The following is a 22,763-nucleotide window of genomic DNA, read 5'->3' as shown; positions in this document are numbered from 1 at the left end:
TCACTGCTCGTCAGGCGTCGGAGGGTGGTCTCGTTGCCGCTGCCAGGTCCACAACGCGGAGAGGCGGTGATCGTGCTCGTAACCGGGGCGGGAGAGCGAGCCCACGCGCTTGATCGCCTCCTCGGTGCGCGCGTCGTCCCGCCGGAGCAGGCCGTAGGCGGCGTTGAGACGCGTCGTGAACTCATCCTCGTCGAGCAGGGCCGCGAGAGCGTCCGCGACTGCCGCAGTACGGTCCTCGCTGTGCGCGACGGCCTCCGCGGCGCCGCCCCGCACAGCGGCGACCGGGTCCCGTAGCAGGGCGACGAAAGCGTCCGTCACCTCGCGGCTGCCGTCATGGGCCGCAGCGAGCACCCGACCGGCCTGATCACGCACGCCCCAGTCCTCGTCCGCGGCGAGGACCAGCAGTGCGGCCCGTGCTTGCGGACTCCAGTGGGGCGGGTGCGCGTCGTAATCGAGGAACAGGTCGGGAACCCGGGCACGGACGCGGGGGTCCGGGTGATCGGCGTACCGGAACCCGACGCCCTCAGTCTCGCGGTGCCCCGTCTCACTCAGGACTCGCAGCACCTCGGCGAGGATCTCGGGGTCCTCCTCACCCTCGGCCGTCCATGCGACGAGCAGGTCCACCGACTCCTTCTCGTAGGAGTTCCGCCAACTGCCGTGCCCCATCAGGTACCAGAAGGTCACGTCCACGACGAATCTGCGGTGGTGCGGATCCGGGCTGTGCCGGTACGCCGTGACAGCGGACCACGTCTCCTTGCTACGGCGTTGACTGAAGACCCACCGTACGGACGCCCAGGCGACATGGTCCGGATCGCGCGGTGCCACGGCTCTGGCCACCAGTTCGGCCACGGGCGTCAGGATGCGGAAGGCCCACTCCAGATCCGTGAGGATCGCGCTGTGCCCGGCGCGGACCGTGCGGCCGCCGAGGGTCAGCTGGTCCACGTGGTCGTACTCGTCTTCCCGCACCCGGACCCGATGGGCGGGGCCGGACGCGCCCGTCCAGCGCCGGAGTGCGTCCTCCGCGCCCGACTCGTGCAGGCGCCGGGCCAGGGCCAGCAGTCGCTCCCGTTCCGCTTCGGGCAGGCGCAGTCGCGGCTCGCGGCCCAGGACGGCTTGCACCATCGCCGGTGAGCCGCCCTCGACCGCCCGGACCAGCGGAGTCGTTCCGTCCGGCAGCACCCGGTCCGGATCCGCGCCGCACGCGACCAGCTCCTGCGCGATGCCGGCTTCATAGGCGGCGACCGCCAGACACAGCACCGGCAGCCCGTCGTCGGTGACCGTGTCCGGGGCCGCTCCCGAGTCCAGCAGCGCCCTCACGGCCTCTACGTCCCCGCTTCGTACCGCCGCGACGAGCTCCGTACCGTCCAAGTTCCGCTGCCCCCCACCTCGTACCGACCGCCCGTCCGTCCCGCGCTCCGACGAGCAGGCAAGACCGGCCCAGGTGAGGGTAGTTCCGCCGTTCCGGAGCCGCGACCAGATTTGGCCGCGCCCCGGCACCTGCCCCTGCCCGCACCCCCGCAGTCGGCTACTTCAGGGACTCGAAGTACGCCTTCTGCTCCGGGTAGTACTGCTCGAACTCGGGCTGGGGCCCGCCCGTGCGGGCGGCGGTGAGCATGTCCAGGTAGTACTCCCAGCCCGGGCCGGTCTCACCGAGCTGTTCCGTCGAGGTGAGGTGGTGGATCAGCCGGAGCTCGGTGGTGCCGTCGGCCTCGTCCAGGAGCAGCTCCAGCGACCAGGAGCCGACGGCGTCGTCCGTCATGACGGCGAGTCGGTGCGGCGGTTCGCAGGCTTCGATCCGCATCGGGTACCAGGGGGCCGACTCCTCGAACACCAGCTGCACCTCGACGGTCCGGCCGGGTCCTGCCTCGCCGCGCCAGGGGCCGAACCAGCGGGCGGTGCGCTCCGGTTCGGTGACACTCGCCCAGACGTCGTCGACCGGGGCACGGTAGGTACGGGTGATGATCAGGTCGTACCCCGTCGGGGTGGGTACGAGCTGCCCGGTGGGTTCAGGGTTCATGCCGTGTCCTCCTGGTGCGCGGTTCGCGGGGTGTCGGCGGGGGTCGAACGGGTGCGGTCCCTGCGCGTCCGGTGGACCTCGGTCTCCAGCGCCGCGAGACGCTGCGACCAGTCGGACCGCTGGGTGTCGAACTGGGCGAGCCAAGCGGTGAGCGGCCCCAGCCGGGAGCGGTTGAGCGAATAGCGCCGATGACGTCCGGACTGCTCGTCCCGGACGAGGCCGCTCTCGCGCAGCACCCGCAGATGACGGCTCACCGCCGGCCGGCTGATGGCGAACCCGGCGGCGATGTCGCCCGCTGTCAGTGGAGCGTGTCGCAACATGACGAGGATCTCCCGGCGCACGGGATCGGCGATCGCGTCGGCCAGGTCCGTCAGTTCGTCCACGGAAAAAGCGTAACCCATCGGTTACGCATTAGGCGCCCGAGCGCGGATATGCGTCCCCGGTGGGGCAGGCGCAAGCTGGACGTGTGCCCGCTTCGTCCGCGGACGCCAGACGTGTGGGGAGAATTCGGATGACTTCGATGGCGAACCTGCCGGAGGTGGTGTCGCGCGAGGAGTGGGTCGCCGCCCGTAGGGAGCTGTTGGCCAGGGAGAAGGAGCTGACGCGAGCCCGTGACCGGGTCAACGCCGAGCGGCGGCGGCTGCCGATGGTGCGCGTCGACAAGCCGTACACCTTCGAGGGGCCGGACGGGCAGGTCGGGCTGCTCGATCTGTTCGAGGGGCGCCCCCAGCTCGTCATGCACCACTTCATGTGGACCTACGACATCGACGCGGACGGCACCGAGCACCCCCGCGACACGGGCTGTTCGAGCTGTTCCTCCGCGGCCGACCAGATCCCCGCCAGGCTGCGGCAGCTGCATGTCCGCAACACGACGCTGGCCGCGGTGAGCCGGGCGCCGTACGCGAAGCTCGCCGCGTACCGGGCGCGGATGGGGTGGACGTTCCCCTGGTATTCCTCGGCCGGCAGCGACTTCAACTACGACTTCCACTCCACCGTCGACGACCGGGTCGCGCCGGTCGAGGTCGACCAGCGCACCGAGGCCGAGCTGGCCGAGGCCGGAACGCCGTGGTCGGAGGCCATGCGCGGCGACTATCCGGGCATCAGCGCGTTTCTGCGCGTCGGGGACGACGTCTTCCACACCTACTCCACATTCGGCCGCGGCATCGAGGAGTTCCACAACGGCTATCCGCACCTCGACCTCACCGCGCTCGGCCGACAGGAGGTGTGGGAGGAGCCCAAGGGCCGCGCGGAGCCGCTCGGAAGGCAGGTCGGCGGGCCCGGTTTGCGACTGCCCGACGAGTACGACGCCTGACGACGACCCCTGGCGTCGACGCGACATGCCGACCGCCGCCCGACGATCCTGCCGTCGGGTGTGCGGGGTTTACCGTCGGCGGCATGGACGGTGATCGCCAAGGGTGGCTCGCGTGTGTGCTCAGCGGAGCGGTTTTCGCCGTGTGCATGGCCGGCACCACGCTGCCGACTCCGCTGTACGGCCACTACCAGGACAAGTTCGGGTTCTCCGAGCTGACGGTCACCGTCGTCTACGCCGTGTACGCCTTCGGAGTCATCGGTGTGCTGCTGCTGGCGGGCAACGCCTCGGACGCCGTGGGCAGGTGTCCGGTGATCTTGTCGGGACTGGTCTTCGCGGCCGCGAGTGCCGTCTGCTTCCTGTGCGCCACGGGGCTGGGCTGGCTGTACGCGGGGCGGCTGCTGTCGGGACTGTCCGCCGGTCTGCTGACCGGGGCCGCGACGGCGTACGTGATGGAGCTGGCCCCGCAAGGTGGCGCCTCCCGGGCCACGTTGGTCGCGACCGCCGCCAACATGGGCGGGCTGGGCTGCGGTCCGCTGCTCGCCGGAGTGCTGGCGCAGTACGCCCCTTGGCCGCTGTACCTGCCGTTCGTCGTGCATCTCGCGCTCGTGTCGTGCGCGGTCGCCGTGCTGGTGTGGCTCCCGGAGACCGTGCGGGAGCGGCGGTCACTGCGTACGGTGCGGCCGCAACGGCCCAGCCTGCCCGCGCAGGTGCGGGCGGTGTTCGGGCCGGCGGCGACCGCCTCGTTCGTGGGTTTCGCGCTGTTCGGGGTGTTCACGTCGGTCAGCCCGGCGTTCCTGTCCGAGTCCCTCGACGAACGCAACCACGCCGTCAGCGGGCTGGTCGTGGCGCTGGCCTTCTTCGCCTCTACCGCGGGGCAACTGGCCGTCGGACCCGTAGGGGTGGGGCGATCGCTGCCGCTGGGCTGCGCCGTGCTCCTCGGCGGGCTGGCGCTGCTCGCGGGCGCCCTGTGGTGGGACCTGCTGTGGCTGGTCGTACTGAGCGCGGTCGTCGGCGGAATCGGGCAGGGGCTGTCGTTCCGCGGGGCACTGTCCGCGGTCGCCGCGGCGTCTCCGGCGGAGCAGCGCGCGGCGGTGATCTCGACGCTGTTCGTGGTGGCCTACGCGGGCATCTCGGTTCCGGTGATCGGTGTGGGCGTCCTGACGGAACCGATGGGGTTGGAGGGCGCGGGTCTGGTGTTCATCGCCTGCATGACCGTCCTGGTTTCGAGCGCGGCCGCCTATCTGCTGCGGCGGCCGGTACCGGTGGAGGCCTGAACCCGTGCGGGCACGGTGCACCGCACAGGTCCGAGCCGGTCCGCGGCGGCTACGCGTGTTCGGGGGACGGCAGGGAAGCGAGCCAGTCGGTCAGCAGTGCGTTGGTCTCCTTGGGGCGTTCCTGCTGGATCCAGTGGCCGCAGCCGTCGAGGACGTGTGAGGAGCGCAGGGCGGGCAGGGTCGCGGGGAAGGCCTTGATCGCGTCGGCCAGCCATGTGGTCGAAGCGTCCAGTGCGCCGCCGAGGAACAGCGAGGGCTGGGTGAGAGGGGCGCCGGTGCGGTCGGCCAGATCGGCCCAGTCGCGGTCCATGTTCCGGTAGCGGTTCAGGGCGCCGGTCATGCCGGTGCGTTCGAACTCTCCCGCGTAGACGTCCAGGTCCGACTCGTCGAGCCAGGCGGGCAGCCGGCCGGCGGGGAACCTGTCCCGCAGCGTGCCGCCGGGACCGACGAAGTGCGGGTCCGGAGCGTCGGCGGTCGGCAGGGTGTCGGCGGACAGTGCGGCGTAGAAGCCCGCGAGCCAGCCTCGGACGTCCGGCTCGATCTCGGCCTCGGCCCGACCGGGCTGCTGGAAGTAGGAGACGTAGAACTCGTCCGGCCCGCCCATGTGCGCGAAGACCTCGCTCGGCTTCGGACCGCCGGGCGGGGTGTAGGGCACGCTCAGCAGCCCGACCGCGCGGAACAGGTCGGGACGCAGCAGCGCGGAGGTCGCGGCGATGGTCGCACCCCAGTCGTGCCCCACGATCACCGCGGATTGCTCACCGAGGGCCTCCAGCACGGCTGCGTTGTCCTCCACCAGCTCCAGCATCCGGTACGAGGCCACCGACTCCGGCCTGGAGGAGCGACCGTAGCCGCGCACGTCGATGGCGACGGCGCGGAATCCGGCCGCGGCCAGCGCCGGGAGCTGATGGCGCCACGAGTACCAGGACTCCGGGAAGCCGTGCACGAGGAGGACGAGGGGCCCCGTCCCCGCCTCCGCGAGATGGAGCCGTCCGGCGGGAGCGGGTATCAGGCGGTGCGTGACGTCCGGTGTCTGGGCGGGGTGCGACATGAGTCCTCCGGAACTCCGATCGGTGGGCGCGCCGGGCATCGCGGCTTCTGGGGCGGCCGTGAGGCTCCGCGCGTCGTCCCGCCATCGTGGGGTCGTGTGCCGCGACGTCGCGAACCTCGTTGCCGGTTCGGCAACATCGGCGCTCGGGCGTCGGTACGGGGGGTGGCGTTGCGGGGGCGGCCCCCTCAGTCGCGTATCCGATCCGTCCGTGCCGACAGCCCCCGGCGCAGACACGCGGCCAGCCGGGTGGCGATGGTGCCGTCGGGGTCGAGGCGGGGGTTGAAGATCGTGACGTCGAGCCCTACGGCTCGCGGGTCGCCCAGTGCCGTCCGCAGCACGCTCTCCAGCTCTTCCCAGGTCAGCCCGCCGGGAAGGCGGTAGTCGACCGCCGGCATGATCGCGTCGTCCAGGACGTCGACGTCGAGGTGGACCCAGAACCCGGTACTCGCGCCGGCGGTGAGCCGGTCGACCGCGCCGCGCGCTGCCGTGGCGGCGCCGACCGCGCGCACACCGTCCAGGTCGATCGCCTGCAGTGCGGGGGGAAGCGGCTGCATGCCGGCCTGGGCCGACTCGTCGGCGTCGCGGAAACCGAGGGCCACGACGTCCTCGTCGCGCAGCAGCGGGCCGCGGCCCTCGAGGTCGGTGAGCAGCCGGGGGCCGCGGCCGGTGACCAGGGCGAGGTCCATCGAGGCCGCTTCACCGTACGGCTCGGCCGAGGGCTGGTAGAAGTCGGTGTGGCCGTCGAGGAACAGCAGGCCGTGGCGTCCGCGGCGGCGCAGGGCGAGGAGGTTGCCGAGCAGGATGCTGCAGTCTCCGCCGAGGACGACCGGGAAGCGGCCGCTGTCGAGGACGTCTCCGACGGCGTCGGCGAGGCGGGCGGAGTACTCCGCGATGGCCCGGGGGTTGAGGACTCCGGTGTCGGGGTCGCGCGTCGGGTCGTAGGCCGGCGGTTCGACGCGACCGGCCCGTACCGCGTCGAGACCGTCCGGCAGGCCGGCGTCGAGCAAAGCCGTCGGCAGGTCCTGGACCCCGGACGGCCGCAGGCCGAGGACGGACGGTGCCTCGATGATCGCGAGCTCCTGCATGTCCGGCCCTTCCCGTCACTGCCTGCCGCCGCTCCCCCACTCCATCTGTGCCACATCCGGGAGGCGGCCACCACTTGTGGCCGGCCGGTGCGCCGAAGGCCGGAGGCCGTGTGCGCCGCCCTACTGGCCTGCATGACCGAGCGCGGCTCCCGTGTGGCCGAAACTCGCCTCAGCCTGACCGGAGTTGACCCAGAGTGATACATATTTCAACGGCTACCGGCGGTAAAGGCTTGCTTTGCACATCCTTCACACGTACACCTTGCTCCACAACTGGCCATGACTCTGGGGGGAGTTGGCTTATGGAAGGCACGGTTGACGGGTTCCGCTATGGTGCGGTGACCCCGGTGGCGGCCTATGTGATGGCCTGCCTGGGAGGGGCGTTAGGACTGCGGTGCATCGTCAGGTCCTTGCTCGACGAACGGTCGTGGAAACCCGGTTGGCTGGCGCTCGGCGCCGCGTCGATCGGCTGCGGCATCTGGACGATGCACTTCATCGCCATGATCGGCTTCGAGGTCGAGGAGACCCGGATCCGCTACGACGCCGGCCTCACCGTCCTCAGCCTCGCCGTGGCGATCGTGGTGGTCGGCATCGGCGTGTTCATCGTGGGCCACCTGGGCGCGAGCAGAGGCACGCTGGCCGGCGCCGGCGTCGTCACCGGACTCGGTGTGGCAGCCATGCACTACCTGGGCATGGCGGCGCTGCGCCTCGACGGCAGCATCCGGTACGACACGATCGCAGTGGCACTCTCCGTCCTGATCGCGATCGTCGCCGCGACCGCCGCTCTGTGGGCGGCCGTCACCATTCGCGGCTTCCTGACCAGTCTCGGCGCCAGCCTGGTCATGGGCGTGGCCGTGTCCGGGATGCACTACACCGGCATGGCCGCCGTCAGCGTCCATCTGCACGGCACGACCGGCGCGTCATGGGCGGGCGAATCGTCCACCTCGCTGCTGCTTCCCATGCTCCTGGGGCCGATCGTCTTCCTCGTCCTGGCCGGCGTGGTGGTCATGTTCGACCCGCTCCTGGTCCTCGGGGAGGGCGAGCGCGGCCGCCCCGGCACAGCCCGGCAGACCGGCACGGCCCCGCGGCCCGGCATCCGGCAACAGCCCGGCCGCGACGGCGGGTTCAGGGCTCCGGCCCGCACCCCGCAGCCCAACCGGGAACCGTACGCCCGCAAGTGGTGACCCGGGAGCGGGAGCGCGGCGACGCGCCGGATCCGCGCTCCCCCTCTCGGCCTTCTCTAGATCATTGTTACGGTGCACCGGTGTCTGACTCCTCACGTGATACCGCCGAAGGCGCCGGCTGGGGCGCCCCCGAACTCGGCACGTACAAGCGGCTGATGCCGACCGAGGTCGAGAAGATCTCCTGGCTCAACCCCAAGATGCTGTGGGCCGCCCGCAACGGCGTGCTGGCGTCCTGGTTCGGGGACCCCACGGGCCGTACCCGCAGCCGCTGGGTGGCGCAGCGGACGGCCGCGGGCGCGCCCGCCGACAAGGTGATCCGGCGCGACGACCCGGACCGGTTCTCGTTCCTCGTCATCGGCGACACCGGCGAGGGCGACGATCCCCAGTACGCCGTCGTACCCGGTTTCCTGAAGGCGGGTCAGGACACCAGTTTCGCCGTCCTCGCCAGCGACGTGATCTATCCGGTCGGCAGCGCCGACGACTACGGCACCAAGTTCTTCCGGCCGTACCAGGACTACCGGGCACCCATCTACGCGATACCGGGCAACCACGACTGGTACGAGGACCTCGGCGCGTTCATGCGCGTCTTCTGCGACGACGCCCCGCCCCTCGCGCCGGAGCCCGCACCGCGTCCGCTCAGCCGGGCTCGGCTGCGGTCGCTGCTGTGGCACCGCCCACGCAAGAACGACGGCCAACGACTGGCGGAAGCGCGCAGGTTGAGGCCCGCGGAGGTCCAACAGGCCGTCCAGCCGGGCCCGTACTGGGCGATCGACACCGGGCCGGTGCGGATCATCGGCATCGACACCGGACTCCTCGGGACCATCGACGCCGAACAGGGCGCGTGGCTGCGCGAGGTGTCGAAGGATCCCCGCCCGAAGATCCTCATCACCGGCTCGCCGCTGTACGTGGACGGCGCACACCACCCCTGCACGATCGAGGGCGGCGGGACGGTCGACGAGATCGTCCGTGACCCGGCCCACCGCTATGTGGCGGCGATCGGCGGTGACATCCACAACTACCAGCGCTACCCGGTCCAGGTCGACGGCCGCACGATCCAGTACGTGGTCGCGGGCGGCGGCGGCGCGTTCATGCACGCCACCCACACCATCCCGCGGGTAGACATCGCGAACGTCACCGAGAAGGAGTTCCGCTGCTACCCGCTGCGCGGCGACTCCCTGGCCTTCTACAGCAAGCTCTACGGCCGCAGGCTGCACCTGCGTCGCTTCTTCAGCGTCACCGAGGCGGAGGCGGCGGCCGTCGTCGCCGAGCGCCTGGGCATCCCGCTGACCCGAGCCCAGCAGACGACGACCCGCATCACCCGGCGCACCCGCCTGGTCGCCAGCCTGCTCGGCGCCGGCCGACGTCCGGACCGCACCGCCCGGTTCCGCCTGCCCGTGCGCAAGATCTACACCCAGCTGTTCTCGCCGAGCTCGGCGACCTACAGCCCGCCCTTCTTCAAGTGCTTCCTGCGTCTGGACGTCACACCGGAGACGGTCCGCCTGCGCTGCTACGCCGCGACCGGCAACCGCGCGCAGGAGGTCGACCCGCCGGTCGAGGACGAGGTGACGATCTCCTTGCACTGATCGCGGGCTTGCACGGATCGCGGGCGGCGGGAACACCGCGGGCGTTGATCGAGTTGGCAGTGCCATATGCCATTGAAGGTTCAATGATGGAGGGGCTCATGCCGTCGACCGCACGCCCGCTGCGCAAGCTGGGCTTCCTCACCATCGGGCTCTTCGACGAGGCGGATCCACGCCGGGGCCACGAGTCCACGCTGGAGATCATCGAGCTGGGCGAGCGACTCGGTTTCGACAGCGCGTGGCTCCGCCACCGTCATCTCCAGTACGGCATCTCCTCCCCCGTCGCCGTTCTGGCGGCGGCCTCGCAGCGCACCAGCCGCATCGAACTCGGCACCGCGGTCATCCCGCTCGGCTGGGAGAACCCGCTGCGGCTGGCGGAGGACCTGGCGACGGTCGACCTTCTGTCCGGCGGCCGCCTCAACCCGGGCGTGAGCGTGGGCCCGCCGATGCACTACGACCGGGTCAAGGAGGCCCTCCACCCGGACACGGCCGACGCCGAGGACTTCGGGTACGAGCGGGTGCGACGGTTGCTGGACTTCGTCCGGGGCAAGCCGGCCACGGACTTCAGCGGGTACGAGGGTTTCGAAGTGTTCTCCGACCGGGTGCAGCCGCACTCGCCCGGCCTGGGCGGCCGTCTGTGGTACGGCGGCGGCAGCCTGAGTTCGGCGCGGTGGGCCGGCGAGCACGGGATGAACTTCCTGACCAGCAGCGTCGTCAAGGTGGAGGGCCGCGAGGACGCGTCGTCGACGCCACCGGACTTCGCGGAGATCCAGCTCTCTCACATACGCGCCTTCCGTTCCCACCACCCCGACGGCGACGGCGCCCGCGTCTCCCAGGGCCTCGTCGTCATCCCCACCGACTCCGCGACGCCGAAGCAGCGCGCGCGGTACGAGGAGTACGTCGCGCAGCGCACCCCGCGCACCGCGTCACCGCAGGGTCCGGCCCGCCTGCTGTTCGCTCCGGACATCGTCGGCACCTCGGCGGAGATCGCCGAACGCCTCCACGCCCACGCCGCGTTCCGCGAGGTGGACGAGGTGGCGTTCGCGCTGCCCTTCACCTTCGAGCACGAGGACTACGTGCAGATCCTCACCGACCTCGCCGGCCGGCTCGGGCCGGCGCTGGGGTGGCGCCCGGGACGATGACCCGGTCGAGCAGGTGAAGCGGGGCGGCCCGGATACCGGCGGCCTCCGCCGCGTCCCAGTGGGCCAGTGCACGGGGCAGGTCGACAAGACCGTGGGTCAGTGGCAGGTCGCTCCCGGGCCGGCCGGCGGCCCTGAGGTGGGAGTGCAGCAGCGACTCCAGCCGGCATGAGGCCATGGTCGCCGGAATCCCGGGCCGCAGGGCGAAGCCCGCGCTCGCCATAGCCGGCAGGTCCTGGCTGAGCCGCGTCCTTGTGGTGTCGAGGGCCAGCAGGCCGCCGCCCACGACCAGCACGTCCTGGTGCCTGCTCATCCGGTCCAGTGCCCTCCGGGTGTCGAAGCAGTGCGGGAAGGAGTCGTCGACCACGATCGTGCCGGGGCGGAGCCGGTCGACGTCCAGCAGGGTCGACGCCCCGCTGACGGCGGTGACGATCACGGCGGCCTCGTAGACCTCCGCGGGCAGCGACAGCCCGGACTCCACGACCTGGACCGGCATCGCCGCAGGCGGACACTCGGACGCCAGGTCCGCCGCCAGCCGTTCGAGTCGCGGGGCGCTGCCGGGCAGGTCGCACAGCAGCAGGCGGGCCGGTGGGCCGGATGCCGTCGCGAGCAGCAGTCGTAGGGACGAGGTGCCGATCGAGCCGCATCCGACGACGGCGAGGGAGAGATCGTCGAGGCGACGGTCGGTCGCCGCGAGAGCGGAGTGGACGGTCTTGACCACGGCGACGGTCGTCGACGCGTGTCCGGTGGTGATCTCCGCGCCGGTCGTGGTCTCCCGCAGGACGTCGTAGCCGTAGCCGGTGAGCGACGGGATCATGCCCGCGAGCGAGACGCAGCGGGCGCCGAGTGAGGCGGCGTGCTCGACGGCGCGGGCGGTGCGGGCCGCCAGGTCTCCGGCCGGGGCCAGTTCGTCGGCGAAGAGCGGGAGGGCGACGAAGCCGGAGTTCCCCAGCGGGGTGCCGGTCTCCTCCAGCAAGCGGGCCCGGCCGTCCGGGAACAGAAGCGCCCGGATCTCCTCGCGACCGAGGCCGGGGCTGTCGTACGGCAGACCGGCGAGGGCGGCGAGGTGGTGGGGCGCGGGCAGGTAACCGACGAGCGCGGCGTCGAGGTGGGGGCGCCGGCGGCGGCCCGCGCGGGCGGGGTCGGTGTCGCTCAGCGCCTCGCGCATCTGCTTCCGCATCTCCTCCGCGAACCCGGTGACTTCGCCCGGCGTGAGGGCCGCCGCCGAGGCCCGCACGGTGATGCGCAGGCCTTCGCGGTCCGGCACCGGCCGCACGGCGAGGAACACATCGGTGCCCATCGGCGGCGGGGCGAGGGAGGTGTCGGACTCGTCGGCGTGCAGGGCCAGACCGGCACCGGCCTGCTCGGTGCCGAGCGAAGTGAAGTCGAGGAAGGTGAAGAAGAACTGGGCGTGGCACGGCAGTCCGGTCGCCGTGCGCACGTCGCTGGGTCCTTCGGCCCTGGCCAGGTCCGTCTCCGCGACAAGTCGCCGCAAGTCGTCGGCGAAGGCCGGTCGGTCGACTTCAGTGCCTCCGGCGGGTGCCGGGCGCAGCGGCACCGCTTCCGCGAACGGGCCGAACAACCGGTGTGCGTCCGGCGTGGACTCCTCGCGTCCGGTGACGGCGAGGCCGAGCATCAGGTCGCGCTGTCCGGTGAGTTCGGCGAGGGCACGGTAGTACGCGGTGAGCAGCGGCGCGTACAGGGTGCGGTGTGCCGCTCGGGCGAGTCGGCGCAGTTCCCCGGTCATGGCGGCGTCCAGGGTGAAACCCGTGGTGTGGAAGGCCGGTTCGGTGTCGAAGGTCTCCTGGGTGGCCGGTCGGCGCAGTGCGGGCGGTGTGTAGGGCGCGCGGAGGCGGGTGCGGTACTCCTCGGCCTCGGGTCCGTCCGGTCGCGGGCGGGCGGCGGACAGGGCCACGTGGTCGCGGAAGGTGCCGTCGAGCGGTGGCAGGCCGTGCGGGAGACCGCGGTCGAGGCGGTCGTAGACGGTGAGCAGTTCCCGGGCGAGGAGCGCGGCACTGAAGCCGTCGCCGATGAGGTGGTGTGCGTGGACGACGAGCACGTGCTCAACGGGTGCCACGCTGAACAGCCGCAGGCGCAGCAACGGCCAGGCCCAGGGCTCCAGTCGGCGCCGGGCCTCCTCCTCGATCCGCTGCTCCAGCAGGTCGGCGTCCGCGAGGGTCTCCGTCTCCACGGGCAGGCGCAACGAGTCCGGCAATTCCTGCTGAACCGGCGGACGGGCGCCCGCGGGGAAGACGGTCCGCAGCATCGGATGCCGGGCGACCAGCACGTCGACGGCCTGCTGGAAGACGTCGTGGCGCAGCGGCCCGCGCACCCGGAACCGGGCGAGCCAGCCGGAGCCCGCCCCCGGGTCGATGGCCTCGGCGAGCAGGAATCCGCGCTGGGACGGCGTGAGGGGATAGGGGCCGGCGAGCTGCGGGGCCGTGGAGTGGGGCGCCGATTCGGGCGAGGGATCGGGGACGTGAGTGTCGGCTGCGGCATCGAGAGCCGCCGCGAGTGCGCTCAGCGTGCGGTGGGTGTATACCGTCGTCGGCCGCGGAACCGCGGGGAGTTGCTCGCGCAGGCGGGCGAAGAGCTCCAGCACCATGATGGAGTCGCCGCCGAGTTCGAAGAAGTCGTCCTCGCGGCTCACCTCCGGTACGTCCAGCAGGGCCGACCAGATGCGCGCAACGGTGTGCTCGGTCGGGGTGGCGAGTGGGGTTCCGGGCTCCGCACCGTGATCGTCGACCACGCCGGAGGCATCCGTGCCGGTCGTCCCCTCGCGCTCGCCCGCCAGCCGGTTGCGGTCGACCTTGCCGGTGCCGGTCAGGGGCATCAGGGGGAACGTGCGGATGCGTCCGGGCAGCATGTACGGCGGCAGGACACGGGAAAGGAACGCGCGCACCTCGCGCGGGTCCGGCTCGGCCGTGCCGGACCGGGGTTCGAGGTACGCCACCAGGCGTCCGTCGCGCAGCAGCACGGCCGCGCGGGCGATGTCCGGGTGGGCGAGCAGCGCGGCCTCGACCTCGCCGAGTTCCACACGGTGGCCGCGGACCTTGACCTGGTCGTCGAGACGGCCGAGGAACTCCAGCACCCCGTCCGCGGTCCGGCGGACCCGGTCGCCGCTGCGGTACCAGCGGCGTCCCTCGCGCTCGACGAAGGCCCGCGCGGTGAGCTGCGGCTCGCCGAGGTATCCGGCTGTCAGACCTGTTCCGGAGATGAGCAGTTCACCGGCCTCACCGGGGGCGCACGGACGGCCGTCCTCGGTGATGACGGCCAGTTCCGTCCCCGCGACCGGCCGGCCGATGGGCAACTGCCGCACGTCGTCGGCCGGCCGGGTGTCGATTACGTGGCAGGTGGCGTTGATGGTGGACTCGGTGGGCCCGTACAGGTTGGAGATCCGGTGCTCCGGGCCCCCGCAGTCGTCGAGCAGATCGAACCAGCGGCGTACGTGTGCCGCGGGCAGCGCCTCGCCGCCGACGTGGACCCAGCGCAGCGCCGACAGGTCCGGGGGCGTCCCGTCCTGCCGCGCTCGGGCCTCGGCGGCGGTCAGCAGCCGCTCCCACAGCGTCGGCACCGAACTCCACACCGTGATCCGGTCGTTGACGATCCGGTCCAGCAGTGCCTCGGGGTCGCGGAGGAGGTCGCGGGTCAGGGTGTGGACGGTGGCGCCGACGAGCAGCGGTGCCAGCAACTGGCGTACGGAGGCGTCGAAGCAGACGGATGCCGTCTGCACGAGGCGGTCTCCGGGTCGGTAGCCGAAGGTGGCCAGTGACCAGTCCAGGTAGTTGAGCATGGACCGGTGCGTGATCGGGACGGCCTTGGGGCGGCCCGTGGAACCCGATGTGAAGATGACGTAGGCGGTGGCGTCCGGGTCGGTGGGCGGCGGCGCGCTCGGAGTCGGCGCGGCCGACGGCGGTGCGTCGGCGGCCACCGGCGTGATGCCGTCCAGCGCGGCGACGGCTTCCCGCGTCGCGCTGTGGCAGACCACTGCGCCGACCTCGGTGCGGTTCACCTGGTCCCGCAGCCGGGCCACGGGGTGGGTCGCGTCCATGGGCACCCAACCGGCGCCCGCCCGCAGGATGCCCACGACGCCGACGACCGTGTCCGGGCCAGGCTCGGTGAGCAGGCCGACCAGGTCACCGGGGCGCACGCCACTCGCCCGCAGCCGGTCCGCGAGGGCGCCGGTGGCGGCGTCGAGTTCGGCGTAGGTGAGCGTGGTACGGCCGGTGTCCACCGCGATGGCCCGGGGTGTCGCCCGGAACTGTGCGCACAGCCGGCCGACGATCCCGGCGTCGCTGTCGTGCCGCTGCGCAGGGATCAACTGACCTGCCGCTGCTCGCAGTTCCTCCAGGTACTCCCCCGCGAGGCGTTCGACGGTCGCACGCCGGAAGAGCTGCGCGGGGTGGTTCCAGGAGAGGCGCAGGGTCGCGTCCGATTCCCAGCACAGCAGGCCGAGCCTGGTCGCGGCGGAGGCGGTGGCCGCCGCGGTCGGGGTCACGGTGACCGGCCAGTCCTGGCCGTGGCTCACCGGGAAGCGGGCAAAGCTGAACCCGGCCGGGGCGACCGTGCGCGGGGCGGCGCCCGTGGTGGGCAGCAGCGCGGCGATGTCGGGGCTGGCGAGCGTCGCGTGGGACTCCGCCTCGTGCCAGATCCGCTGCAGCCGCCGGGCCAGTACGGTCACGGGTTCGGCAGGGTCGACGGTGGCAAGCACCGGCAGGGTGTCGGCGAGCGGGCCCACGAGACGCTCGATCCCGGGCAGGGCTGCCTCGCGGCGGGCACGCGCCACGTTCACGGCGACGGCCCCCTGTCCGCTCCAGCGGGCGAGGCAGCGCCCGTACACCGCGAGGAGCAGATGGAAGAGGGAGAGTTCGTGCCGGGCGGCCACCTCCCGCAGCGCCGCCGTGAGCGAGGTGCCGACGGTCGTCCGGTGGTGGGTGAGCGGCGGCGCCGGGAGGGCTTCCGGGTCGCCGTCGTAGGGCAGCGTCATCGGCGTACCCGCCGCTGTGTGCTCGGCGATGCGGTCACGCCAGTACTGCTCGTCCCGGGTGAAGGCCGGGGACCGGCGGTTGGCGGTTTCCAGGGCTGCGTAGTCGGTGAACTCAGCGCGCAGGGCGGGTAGTTCGGGAGGACGGCCGTGGGCGAGTGCGGCGTAGAGCGCCCACAGCTCCTCGCACAGGACCTTGAGGCTGTAGCCGTCAGCGGCGCTGTGGTGCACGACCAGCAGAAGGTGGGCGAGGTGCTCGTCCAGGCGGTCGCGGACCAGAACGGCACGCACCGGATCCTCGGCGGTCAGGTCGAACGGGCGGTTGTACAGCCGCTGTTCGAGGTCGGACAGGGACGGCGCGGCGTCCGGCTCGTGCACCTCGTACCAGCGGGGCGCGCGGTCGGTGGGCTCGACGGGCGTGACGCGCTGCCGTGGCGGTGTGCCGTCTCCCGTGATCCGCAGACGCAACATGGGCTGGCGGGCGGCGAGTTGGGCGAGGGCTCGGCCGAGGAGGGCGGGGTCGAGAGGGCCGCGGATGGTCTGGCGCAGGTAGCCGTAGGAGGTGATGCCTTCGTACAACTCCTCGGTGGTGAGGAAGGCGCGCTGAAGAGGCGTGAGGGGGTGCGGGGTGTCGTCGTGGCCGCGGTTCACGGTGACGGGCGGGTGGGAGGCTTGCGGGCTCTGTGCGCCGAGGTAGGCGGTCAGTTCGCCGATCGTGCGGTACTCGAAGAGCAGGGTCGCGGGCAGGGGGAGTCCGAGTTCCCTCTCCAGGCGGCGGGCGAGGTCGACAGCGGTGAGCGAGTCCAGCCCGAGGCTGAGGAACGGCTCATCGTCGCCGATGTCCTCCGCGGCGCGGTGCAAGGCCTGGGCCAGCAGGCTGCGTATCAGGTCGATGGTGCGGGCCGGGTCGGCGGCGTTGGCCGACGACGAAGGGGCGGCGGCAGGCGAGCTGTCGGCCCGGGACGGACGGGGCTCGGTCGGCGCGCGGCCCGCAGCGGCGACCACTGGGGGCTGCGCGGGGCTCACCAGCAAGTGCGCGGCACCGGTCGCGACGGCCGTCCGCAGTCCCGCAATTGCGGCCCGCATGGTCATGGGAGTCAGTCCGCGGGCGCGCAGCCGCGCCTCGGCCGGTGACCCGGCGGCCAGTCCCGCGTCCGCCACCGGCCCGAACCCGACCGCCAGCCAGGGCCGGCCCGCCGCGCGCTCGGCGGCGGCGAAGGCGTCGAGGAAGGCATTGGCAGCCGCGTAGTCACCGAGCGCGCCTGCCAGGCCGGGCAGGACGGAGGAGACGGAGGAGAACGCCACGCATACGGCCGGTTCCTGGCCGTGCCGGCGCAGCGCCTCCGCGACCAGCAGCGTGCCGCGCACCTTCGCGGCGAGCATCTGCTCGATCTCGGCGTCGGTCTTGGAGCGGAGGGTGCCGGGCCGGACCGAACCGGCGGCGTGGAACACCCCGTCCAGCGGGGGCAGCGCGCCGAACAGCGCGTCGACGTCGGCCTCGTGGGAGACATCCGCCGCGTGGTACCGGGCCCGGGCGCCCTGGGCACGGAGATCGGCGAGCAGTTCGTCGGGGACGGTCCGGGAGCGTCCGGTCAGGATCAGTTCGCATGCGCCGCGGCCCGCGAGGTCGCGTGCGAGGGCGGAACCGAGCCCTCCGGCTCCCCCGGTGATCAGGTAGGTACCATCCGGCGGCAGGTCCGCGCGCGCCGCGGACACGTCCGTCACGTGGGCCGGTGTACGGCTGACCCTGCGCCCGGAGCGCCAGGCGACCGCGCCCTCGGCGCCGGGTTCGTGGGCGGAATACAGCTCACGTTCCAGGGCGTCCGCCCGGGCGTCGAGCGGGTCGTGGGAGGACAGGTCGACGCTGCGGGCGGCGAGCCCGGGGTGTTCCTCCGGGAGTGCGAGGGCGAAGCCGTGCAGGAGTGCCTGCGTCGGGCGCGCCGACTCCTGCGACACGCCGGTGACGTACGCGTCCTCGGTGGCGAGCAGGAGGCGGGTGCAGTCGGTGGAGAGCAGGTCGAGTGCCTGGCGCAATGCGGAAATGGCCGCGCCCGGGGTCTGCGGGCCTTCGCCGTCGGCGCCTGCATCCTGGCACAGCAACACCAGGGTGTCCGCCGCCGCGTCGGTCGGCCCGTCAGCCTCCAGCACCGTCACTCCACGGCCGGTGAGTCTCTCGGCGAGAGCCCGCCCGAGCCCCTGGTCACCGCCGATCAGCCGCACGACGCGGGGTCCGGCCGCAGACGTGAACGGTGCGTCCCTCCAGTCGAGGCGCTGCACCACGGGCGTCGCGTCGGGCTTGCGCGGCCAGTGGCGGGTGCGCTGGAACGGGTACGTCGGCACCGGCTCCGCAGGACGGTTGCCGGCCCGGGTCGTCCGGTCCAGAGCCACGCGGTTCAGGGCAGCCCCGCGCGACCACAGTCGGCCCGCCGTCTCCAGCAGCGCCCGCGCACCGGAGGGGGCGGCATCGCGGTCCGGGGCTGAGGGGAGCCCTGTCGTCGATGCCGAGACGTCCGAGGCATCCTGCGCCCGCGCGACGGCGCGGACGGCCCCGACCAGGGTGTTCCCCGGGCCGAGCTCCACGAAGGTGTCGTACCCCTCCTCCAGGAGCCTCGCCACGGCCGCGCCGAACCGCACCGGCCGGACGGCGTGCGCCTGCCAGTAGGCGGGCGTGAGGTCGGGTCGCCAGTCGCCGGTGACCGTGCTCAGTATCGGGACGGTCGCCGACTTGACCGTCAGTGCCTTCGCGGCGTCCCCGAGTGGCTCGAGGACGGGCTCCAGCAGCGGTGAGTGGAAGGCGTGCGAGACACGGAGCCGACGTGCGGCCACGCCCCGGCTCCTCAGTTCGGCGAGGGCACGGTCGACGGCGTCCCCGGCACCCGAAATCACCACCTGATCGGGCCCGTTGACGGCGGCGACGCTCAGCGAGCCGCCGGATACGGAGACGAGCTCGGCGACGGCGTCCTCGTCGCCCCTGACGGCGGCCATGGCTCCGGGGAGGGCCCGTTCACCCACCAGCCGCCCGCGCTCCGCGGCGAACCCCACCGCCTCGTCCAGGGTCAGCGAACCGGCGACACACGCCGCCGCGATCTCGCCCACGCTGTGCCCGGCCACCGCGTCGGCCGACAGGCCCCATTCCGCCAACTGCCGGGCCAGGCCGACCCCGAACGCGACGAGCAGCGGCTGGGCCACCTCCGTCCTGGCCAACTCCTCGGGATCCATGCGGGGATCGAGGCACCACTCGGCGAGCGAGCGCCCTTGTATGGGGCCCGTCAGTGAGGAGGCCTCGTCCAGGACGTCCCGGAACACCGGAGAGGATCGGTACAGGGCACGTCCTTGGCCGGGCCGCTGTGCGCCCTGGCCCGGTAGGAGGAACACCGTCCGGGGGCGGGACCGGGCGACCGTGAAGTCCGCTGCTCGGGCCGCGTCGAGGCGGTCCGCGAGGTCGCCGTCCGCGACCACGGCGAGGCGGTGGGGACCGTCGTCGCGCGCGGTGTTCACGGCGGCGCAGATGTCCGCCTCGTGCCGGTCCGGATTCGCGCGGACATGGGCGGCCAGATCGGTGGTGGCGGCGCGCAGGGCGTCGGCGCTGCGGGCCGACAGCGTCAGCAGGTTCGGGCCGTCGGCGGAGGGCCTCGCGGAGCTGGTCCGCCTGGGCGCCTCCTCCAGAACGGCGTGCGCGTTGGTGCCGCCGAAGCCGAAGGCGTTGACGCCCGCGACGAGGGGCCCCGGTGCGCGCAATTCCCGCTGCTCGGTGACGAGTTCGAAGCCGGGAGCGACGCGTTGCAGGTACGGCGCGGGCGCAGTGGTGTTCGGGGAGGGCGGGACCTCGCGGTGCTGGAGCGTCAGGACTGTCTTGACCAGGCCCGGCATGCCGGCGGCGTTCAGCAGGTGCCCGATGTTCGCCTTGACCGAGCCGAGCAGGCGGGGCAGCCCGTCCGCGCGGGGCGCGAACGCGTGCCCGAGCGACTGCGCCTCGACGGGATCGCCGACCGGAGTGCCGGTTCCGTGCGCCTCGACGTACGACACCGCTTCGGGGTCGATGCCGCACTCGCCGTACGCCTGCGTGATGACCTCGCGCTGGGTGCGCGGGTTGGGAGCGAGCAGGCTCAGCGAGCGGCCGTCGTTGTTGACGGCCGTGCCGCGCACCAGGGCGAGGACCGGATCCCCCGTCCGCTGCGCGTCGTCCAGGCGGGCGAGGACGAGGGCCGCTCCGCCTTCTCCGGGCACGATTCCGTCCGCGCTGGCGCCGAAGGGGCGGCTACCGCCCGTCGGGGAGAGCGCACCAGCGCGTTCGAGCAGCCGGTGGCCGGTTGAGGTGAGGGCGAGTTGGACGCCCCCGACGACGGCGATGTCGCACTCGCCGCTCTGGAGGCTGCGGCGGGCCAGGTGGAGTGCCACGAGCGCCGAGGAGCAGGCGGTGTCCACCGCCAGGGCGGGGCCGTCGAGGTCGAGTGCCTGGGAGAGGCGGGCGGCGATCAGGTTGGGGAGGTTGCCGGTGAGCGCGCCGGCATGGGCTGCCAGGTCGCCGTGCGTGGCGGCGGCCAGGATCTCGCGGTAGCCGCTGTCGCCGACCGCGGCGAACACCCCGACCTTGCGGCCGATCCGGCGCGGCCCCGCGTAGCCCGCGCGCTCCAGGGCCTCGTGGGCGAGTTCCAGGAAGATCCGGGCTTGTGGGTCGGTGGCACGGGCCTCCTCGTCGTCCATGCCGAAGCAGGCGGCGTCGAAGGCGGCGGGGTCGGGGAGGAAGGAGCCGGAGAGGCGGGGAGCGCCCGGGACCTTCTCCGTCCCCTCGCCTTCCCAGCGGTCCTCGGGCACGGCTGTGACCGTGTCCCGGCCGGAAGCGAGCAGTTCCCAGAAGGCCTCCGGCGTGTCCGCACCGGGGAACCGGCAGGCCATGCCGAGCACCGCCACCGGGCGGTTTCGCGCAGGGTCCCCGACCGGCTGATGCCCCGGCTCCGCGGCCGACGGCTCCAGCGCCCGACCGTCGTCCGTGACCGCCCCCACGCCCGTACCCGACGCGCCGTCACCCTCCGACAGCAGGGCCAGCACATGCCCAGCCAGTGCGGCCACGGTGTCATCGTCGCGCAGCACGCGAGGCTCCACCGTGACGGAGAACGTGTCCTCGATCCCGGCGAGCACGGCCATCGCCTTGAGGGAGGAGCCTCCGAGGGAGAAGAAGCGGTCGTCGCGGTCGATCGCCGCCGGCGAGAGGTCCAGCGTCCGTGCCCAGATCCCCCGGATCGCTTCCTCGACGTCGCGTCGCGAGTGCGGCCCAGCGCCACCCTGCGGACCGCGCTCCTGGTCCTGAGTCCCATCCGTCGGCGCCTGCCTGGCGTCGCCCACCGGAGCCCGGCCGGCCTGACCGGCGACGCCCCGCGCCGTCGACACCCGCCCCTCGACCTCCGCATAAGCACCCGCCTCGAACCGCTCGCGCATCACGGCGCGCCGCAGCTTGCCGCTCGTCGTGCGGGGAAACGCCCCCGGCGGCAGCGGCAACACCCTTACGTCGTCGTGGCCCAGAGCTTCCCGGACCCGGGCCGCCGCCGCGTCGAGCACGGGAAGGGCCGTGGCCAAGGCGGGTCGTGCCCAATGCACGAACACCACGACCCGATCGGCTCCGGTGTCAGGATCGGTGGACCCGATCGCCGCCACGGTCCCTCCGGGCAGTCCCGGGGTGGCGGCGGCGGTCTCCTCGAGGTCGGGGGCGTGGAAAGTCCGGCCGCCGACGAAGACGACGTCCTTGTGCCGACCGGTGACACACAGCCGGCCCTCGTCCAGGAGGCCGAGGTCGCCCGTCCGCAGCCAGCCGCCGACGAACGCGGCCGCGCTCGCCTCGGGCGCCCGGTGATAGCCGCGAGCCAGCTGAGGCCCGCGTACCTCGATGTGACCGATCCGCCGGTCGCCGAGCGGCCCGCCGGAAATGTCGGTGACACGGACCTCGCAGTCCGGGACGGGACGGCCCACGTCCATCAGTTCGACGGCGTCCGGGCCAGGCTCCGCGGGAACGGCCCGGCCACGGCTGAGCGCCGCGCGGTCCAGTCGCAGGGGCACGGCGGTCTCGCCGAGCGGGGGCACGGTCACCGCGAGCGTGGCCTCAGCCAGCCCGTACACCGGGAGCATGGCCCTGGCGTCCAGTCCTGCGGTGCCCGCCTTCGCGGTGAACTCCCGCCACACGCGCGGCGCGATCGGCTCCGCGCCCACGAGCATCAGGCGTACGGCACTCAGGTCCAGTCCGGCCCAGGTGCTGTCCGGCACCCGCCGTGCCGCCAGCGCCAGCGCGAAGTTCGCCGCCGACAGCAGGGTCGCCCGGTGCCTGACCGCCGCCTCCAGCCAGAGGGCCGGGCGCTTGGCGAAGGTCAGCGGTTCCAGGCGTACCTGCTTCAGGCGCGCCGCCAAGGGGACGAGGTGGGTGCCGATCAGGCCCATGTCATGGAAGTACGGCATCCAGCTCGCCACCACGTCGTCAGGCGTGATCGCCATGGCGGTGCGGATCTGCCGGAGGTTCGCGAGAACGGCCTCGTGGGTGAGCTCCACGCCCTTCGGGGCGCCGGTGCTGCCGGAGGAGAACTGGAGGAACGCGAGGTCCTGTGGCCCGCGCCTGGGCAGTGAGCGGAGCGGGCCGGCCTCGCGCAGCTCCCCCAGTCGCAGCGCGTGCACGGGCCCCGGGATCTCGTCGAGCAGCGCTTCCGTGGTCGCGTCCACGACGACGGCGGGCCTGCCGAGGAACTCCCACACCGGCCCCACCCGGCGCGGCTCCGGAGCGAGCGGCACCGGCACGAGTCCCGCCGCCAACGCTCCCCAGAACATCGGCTGGAAATCCTCGCCGAGACCCGCGAGGAGAGGCACAGGTGTGCCGGGCTCCAGTCCCGCCGCGCGCAGACCACCTGCGACGCGCAGGGCGTCGTCGCGGAGTTCGGCGAAGGAGACGGTGCGTTCGCCGCCGTCTCCGCGGACGTGGACGACGACCTGCCCGGGGGCCTCCTCGGCGGCGTGCAGCAAGACGTCGAGGAGCGTGTCGGCGGTACGGCGCCCGGGAGTCGGCATGCGCTTCCTTCCTCATCGCACGGGGCAGGCCCGTGGACGTGCCCGGCGGGGTCCGGTACCCGCGCTGAGCGCTGTCGATCATTCACCTGTACGACGAGG

The 22,763-nt window shown here is 72.8% G+C and carries 11 protein-coding genes; 5 read left to right on the top strand and 6 right to left on the bottom strand.

Going from position 1 to position 22,763, the window contains the following annotated elements; all coding sequences use genetic code 11:
* The 3 genes from ACWGDB_RS20600 to ACWGDB_RS20590 form a co-directional block, all read right to left on the bottom strand.
* Complete coding sequence (locus tag ACWGDB_RS20600; protein WP_453823706.1) at nt 1-1,368, bottom strand: ankyrin repeat domain-containing protein; 1,368 nt, start codon at nt 1,366-1,368, stop codon at nt 1-3.
* Nucleotides 1,369-1,525: 157 nt separating this feature from the next.
* Entirely contained in the window at nt 1,526-2,017 is a 492-nt protein-coding gene (locus ACWGDB_RS20595) for an SRPBCC family protein (protein WP_453823705.1), read from the bottom strand.
* Entirely contained in the window at nt 2,014-2,400 is a 387-nt protein-coding gene (locus tag ACWGDB_RS20590; protein WP_453823704.1) for a metalloregulator ArsR/SmtB family transcription factor, read from the bottom strand. Before ACWGDB_RS20590 ends, ACWGDB_RS20595 begins: the two co-directional genes overlap by 4 nt.
* Nucleotides 2,401-2,528: 128 nt before the next feature.
* Here ACWGDB_RS20590 and ACWGDB_RS20585 point away from each other — a divergent pair, with 128 nt between their 5' ends.
* On the top strand, nt 2,529-3,329 hold the full coding sequence (locus ACWGDB_RS20585) for a DUF899 domain-containing protein (RefSeq protein ID WP_453823703.1): 801 nt from the start codon (nt 2,529-2,531) through the stop codon (nt 3,327-3,329).
* An 83-nt stretch (nt 3,330-3,412) separates the two neighbouring features.
* A complete protein-coding gene (locus tag ACWGDB_RS20580; protein ID WP_453823702.1) occupies nt 3,413-4,603 on the top strand; it encodes an MFS transporter in 1,191 nt (396 codons plus the stop codon).
* Between the two features lie 49 nt (nt 4,604-4,652).
* Here the strand turns inward: ACWGDB_RS20580 and ACWGDB_RS20575 are convergent, their stop codons facing one another.
* Both ACWGDB_RS20575 and ACWGDB_RS20570 read right to left on the bottom strand, forming a co-directional pair.
* Nucleotides 4,653-5,651, bottom strand: coding sequence for an alpha/beta fold hydrolase (locus tag ACWGDB_RS20575; protein ID WP_453823701.1), 999 nt, complete (start codon nt 5,649-5,651; stop codon nt 4,653-4,655).
* Between the two features lie 185 nt (nt 5,652-5,836).
* The gene (locus ACWGDB_RS20570; RefSeq protein ID WP_453823700.1) at nt 5,837-6,736 is read right to left on the bottom strand and encodes an arginase family protein; all 900 of its coding nucleotides are present in this window, start codon (nt 6,734-6,736) and stop codon (nt 5,837-5,839) included.
* Nucleotides 6,737-7,035: 299 nt separating this feature from the next.
* On the opposite strand from ACWGDB_RS20570, the gene ACWGDB_RS20565 reads away from it, so the two are divergent.
* The 3 genes from ACWGDB_RS20565 (at nt 7,036) to ACWGDB_RS20555 (ending at nt 10,639) form a co-directional block, all read left to right on the top strand.
* On the top strand, nt 7,036-7,917 hold the full coding sequence (locus tag ACWGDB_RS20565) for an MHYT domain-containing protein (RefSeq protein WP_453823699.1): 882 nt from the start codon (nt 7,036-7,038) through the stop codon (nt 7,915-7,917).
* 80 nt (nt 7,918-7,997) lie between these two features.
* Complete coding sequence (locus tag ACWGDB_RS20560; protein ID WP_453823698.1) at nt 7,998-9,500, top strand: metallophosphoesterase family protein; 1,503 nt, start codon at nt 7,998-8,000, stop codon at nt 9,498-9,500.
* Between the two features lie 98 nt (nt 9,501-9,598).
* Nucleotides 9,599-10,639, top strand: a complete 1,041-nt coding sequence (locus tag ACWGDB_RS20555; protein ID WP_453823697.1) for an LLM class flavin-dependent oxidoreductase — start codon at nt 9,599-9,601, stop codon at nt 10,637-10,639.
* Here ACWGDB_RS20555 and ACWGDB_RS20550 read toward each other — a convergent pair.
* Nucleotides 10,584-22,664, bottom strand: a complete 12,081-nt coding sequence (locus ACWGDB_RS20550; protein WP_453823696.1) for an amino acid adenylation domain-containing protein — start codon at nt 22,662-22,664, stop codon at nt 10,584-10,586. The genes ACWGDB_RS20555 and ACWGDB_RS20550 overlap by 56 nt on opposite strands.
* Nucleotides 22,665-22,763: the final 99 nt, after the last annotated feature.

Source organism: Streptomyces sp. NPDC055013, from assembly GCF_053608645.1.
Note: the sequence above shows the minus strand (reverse complement) of the source record. Positions and strands in the feature narration are given on the sequence as shown.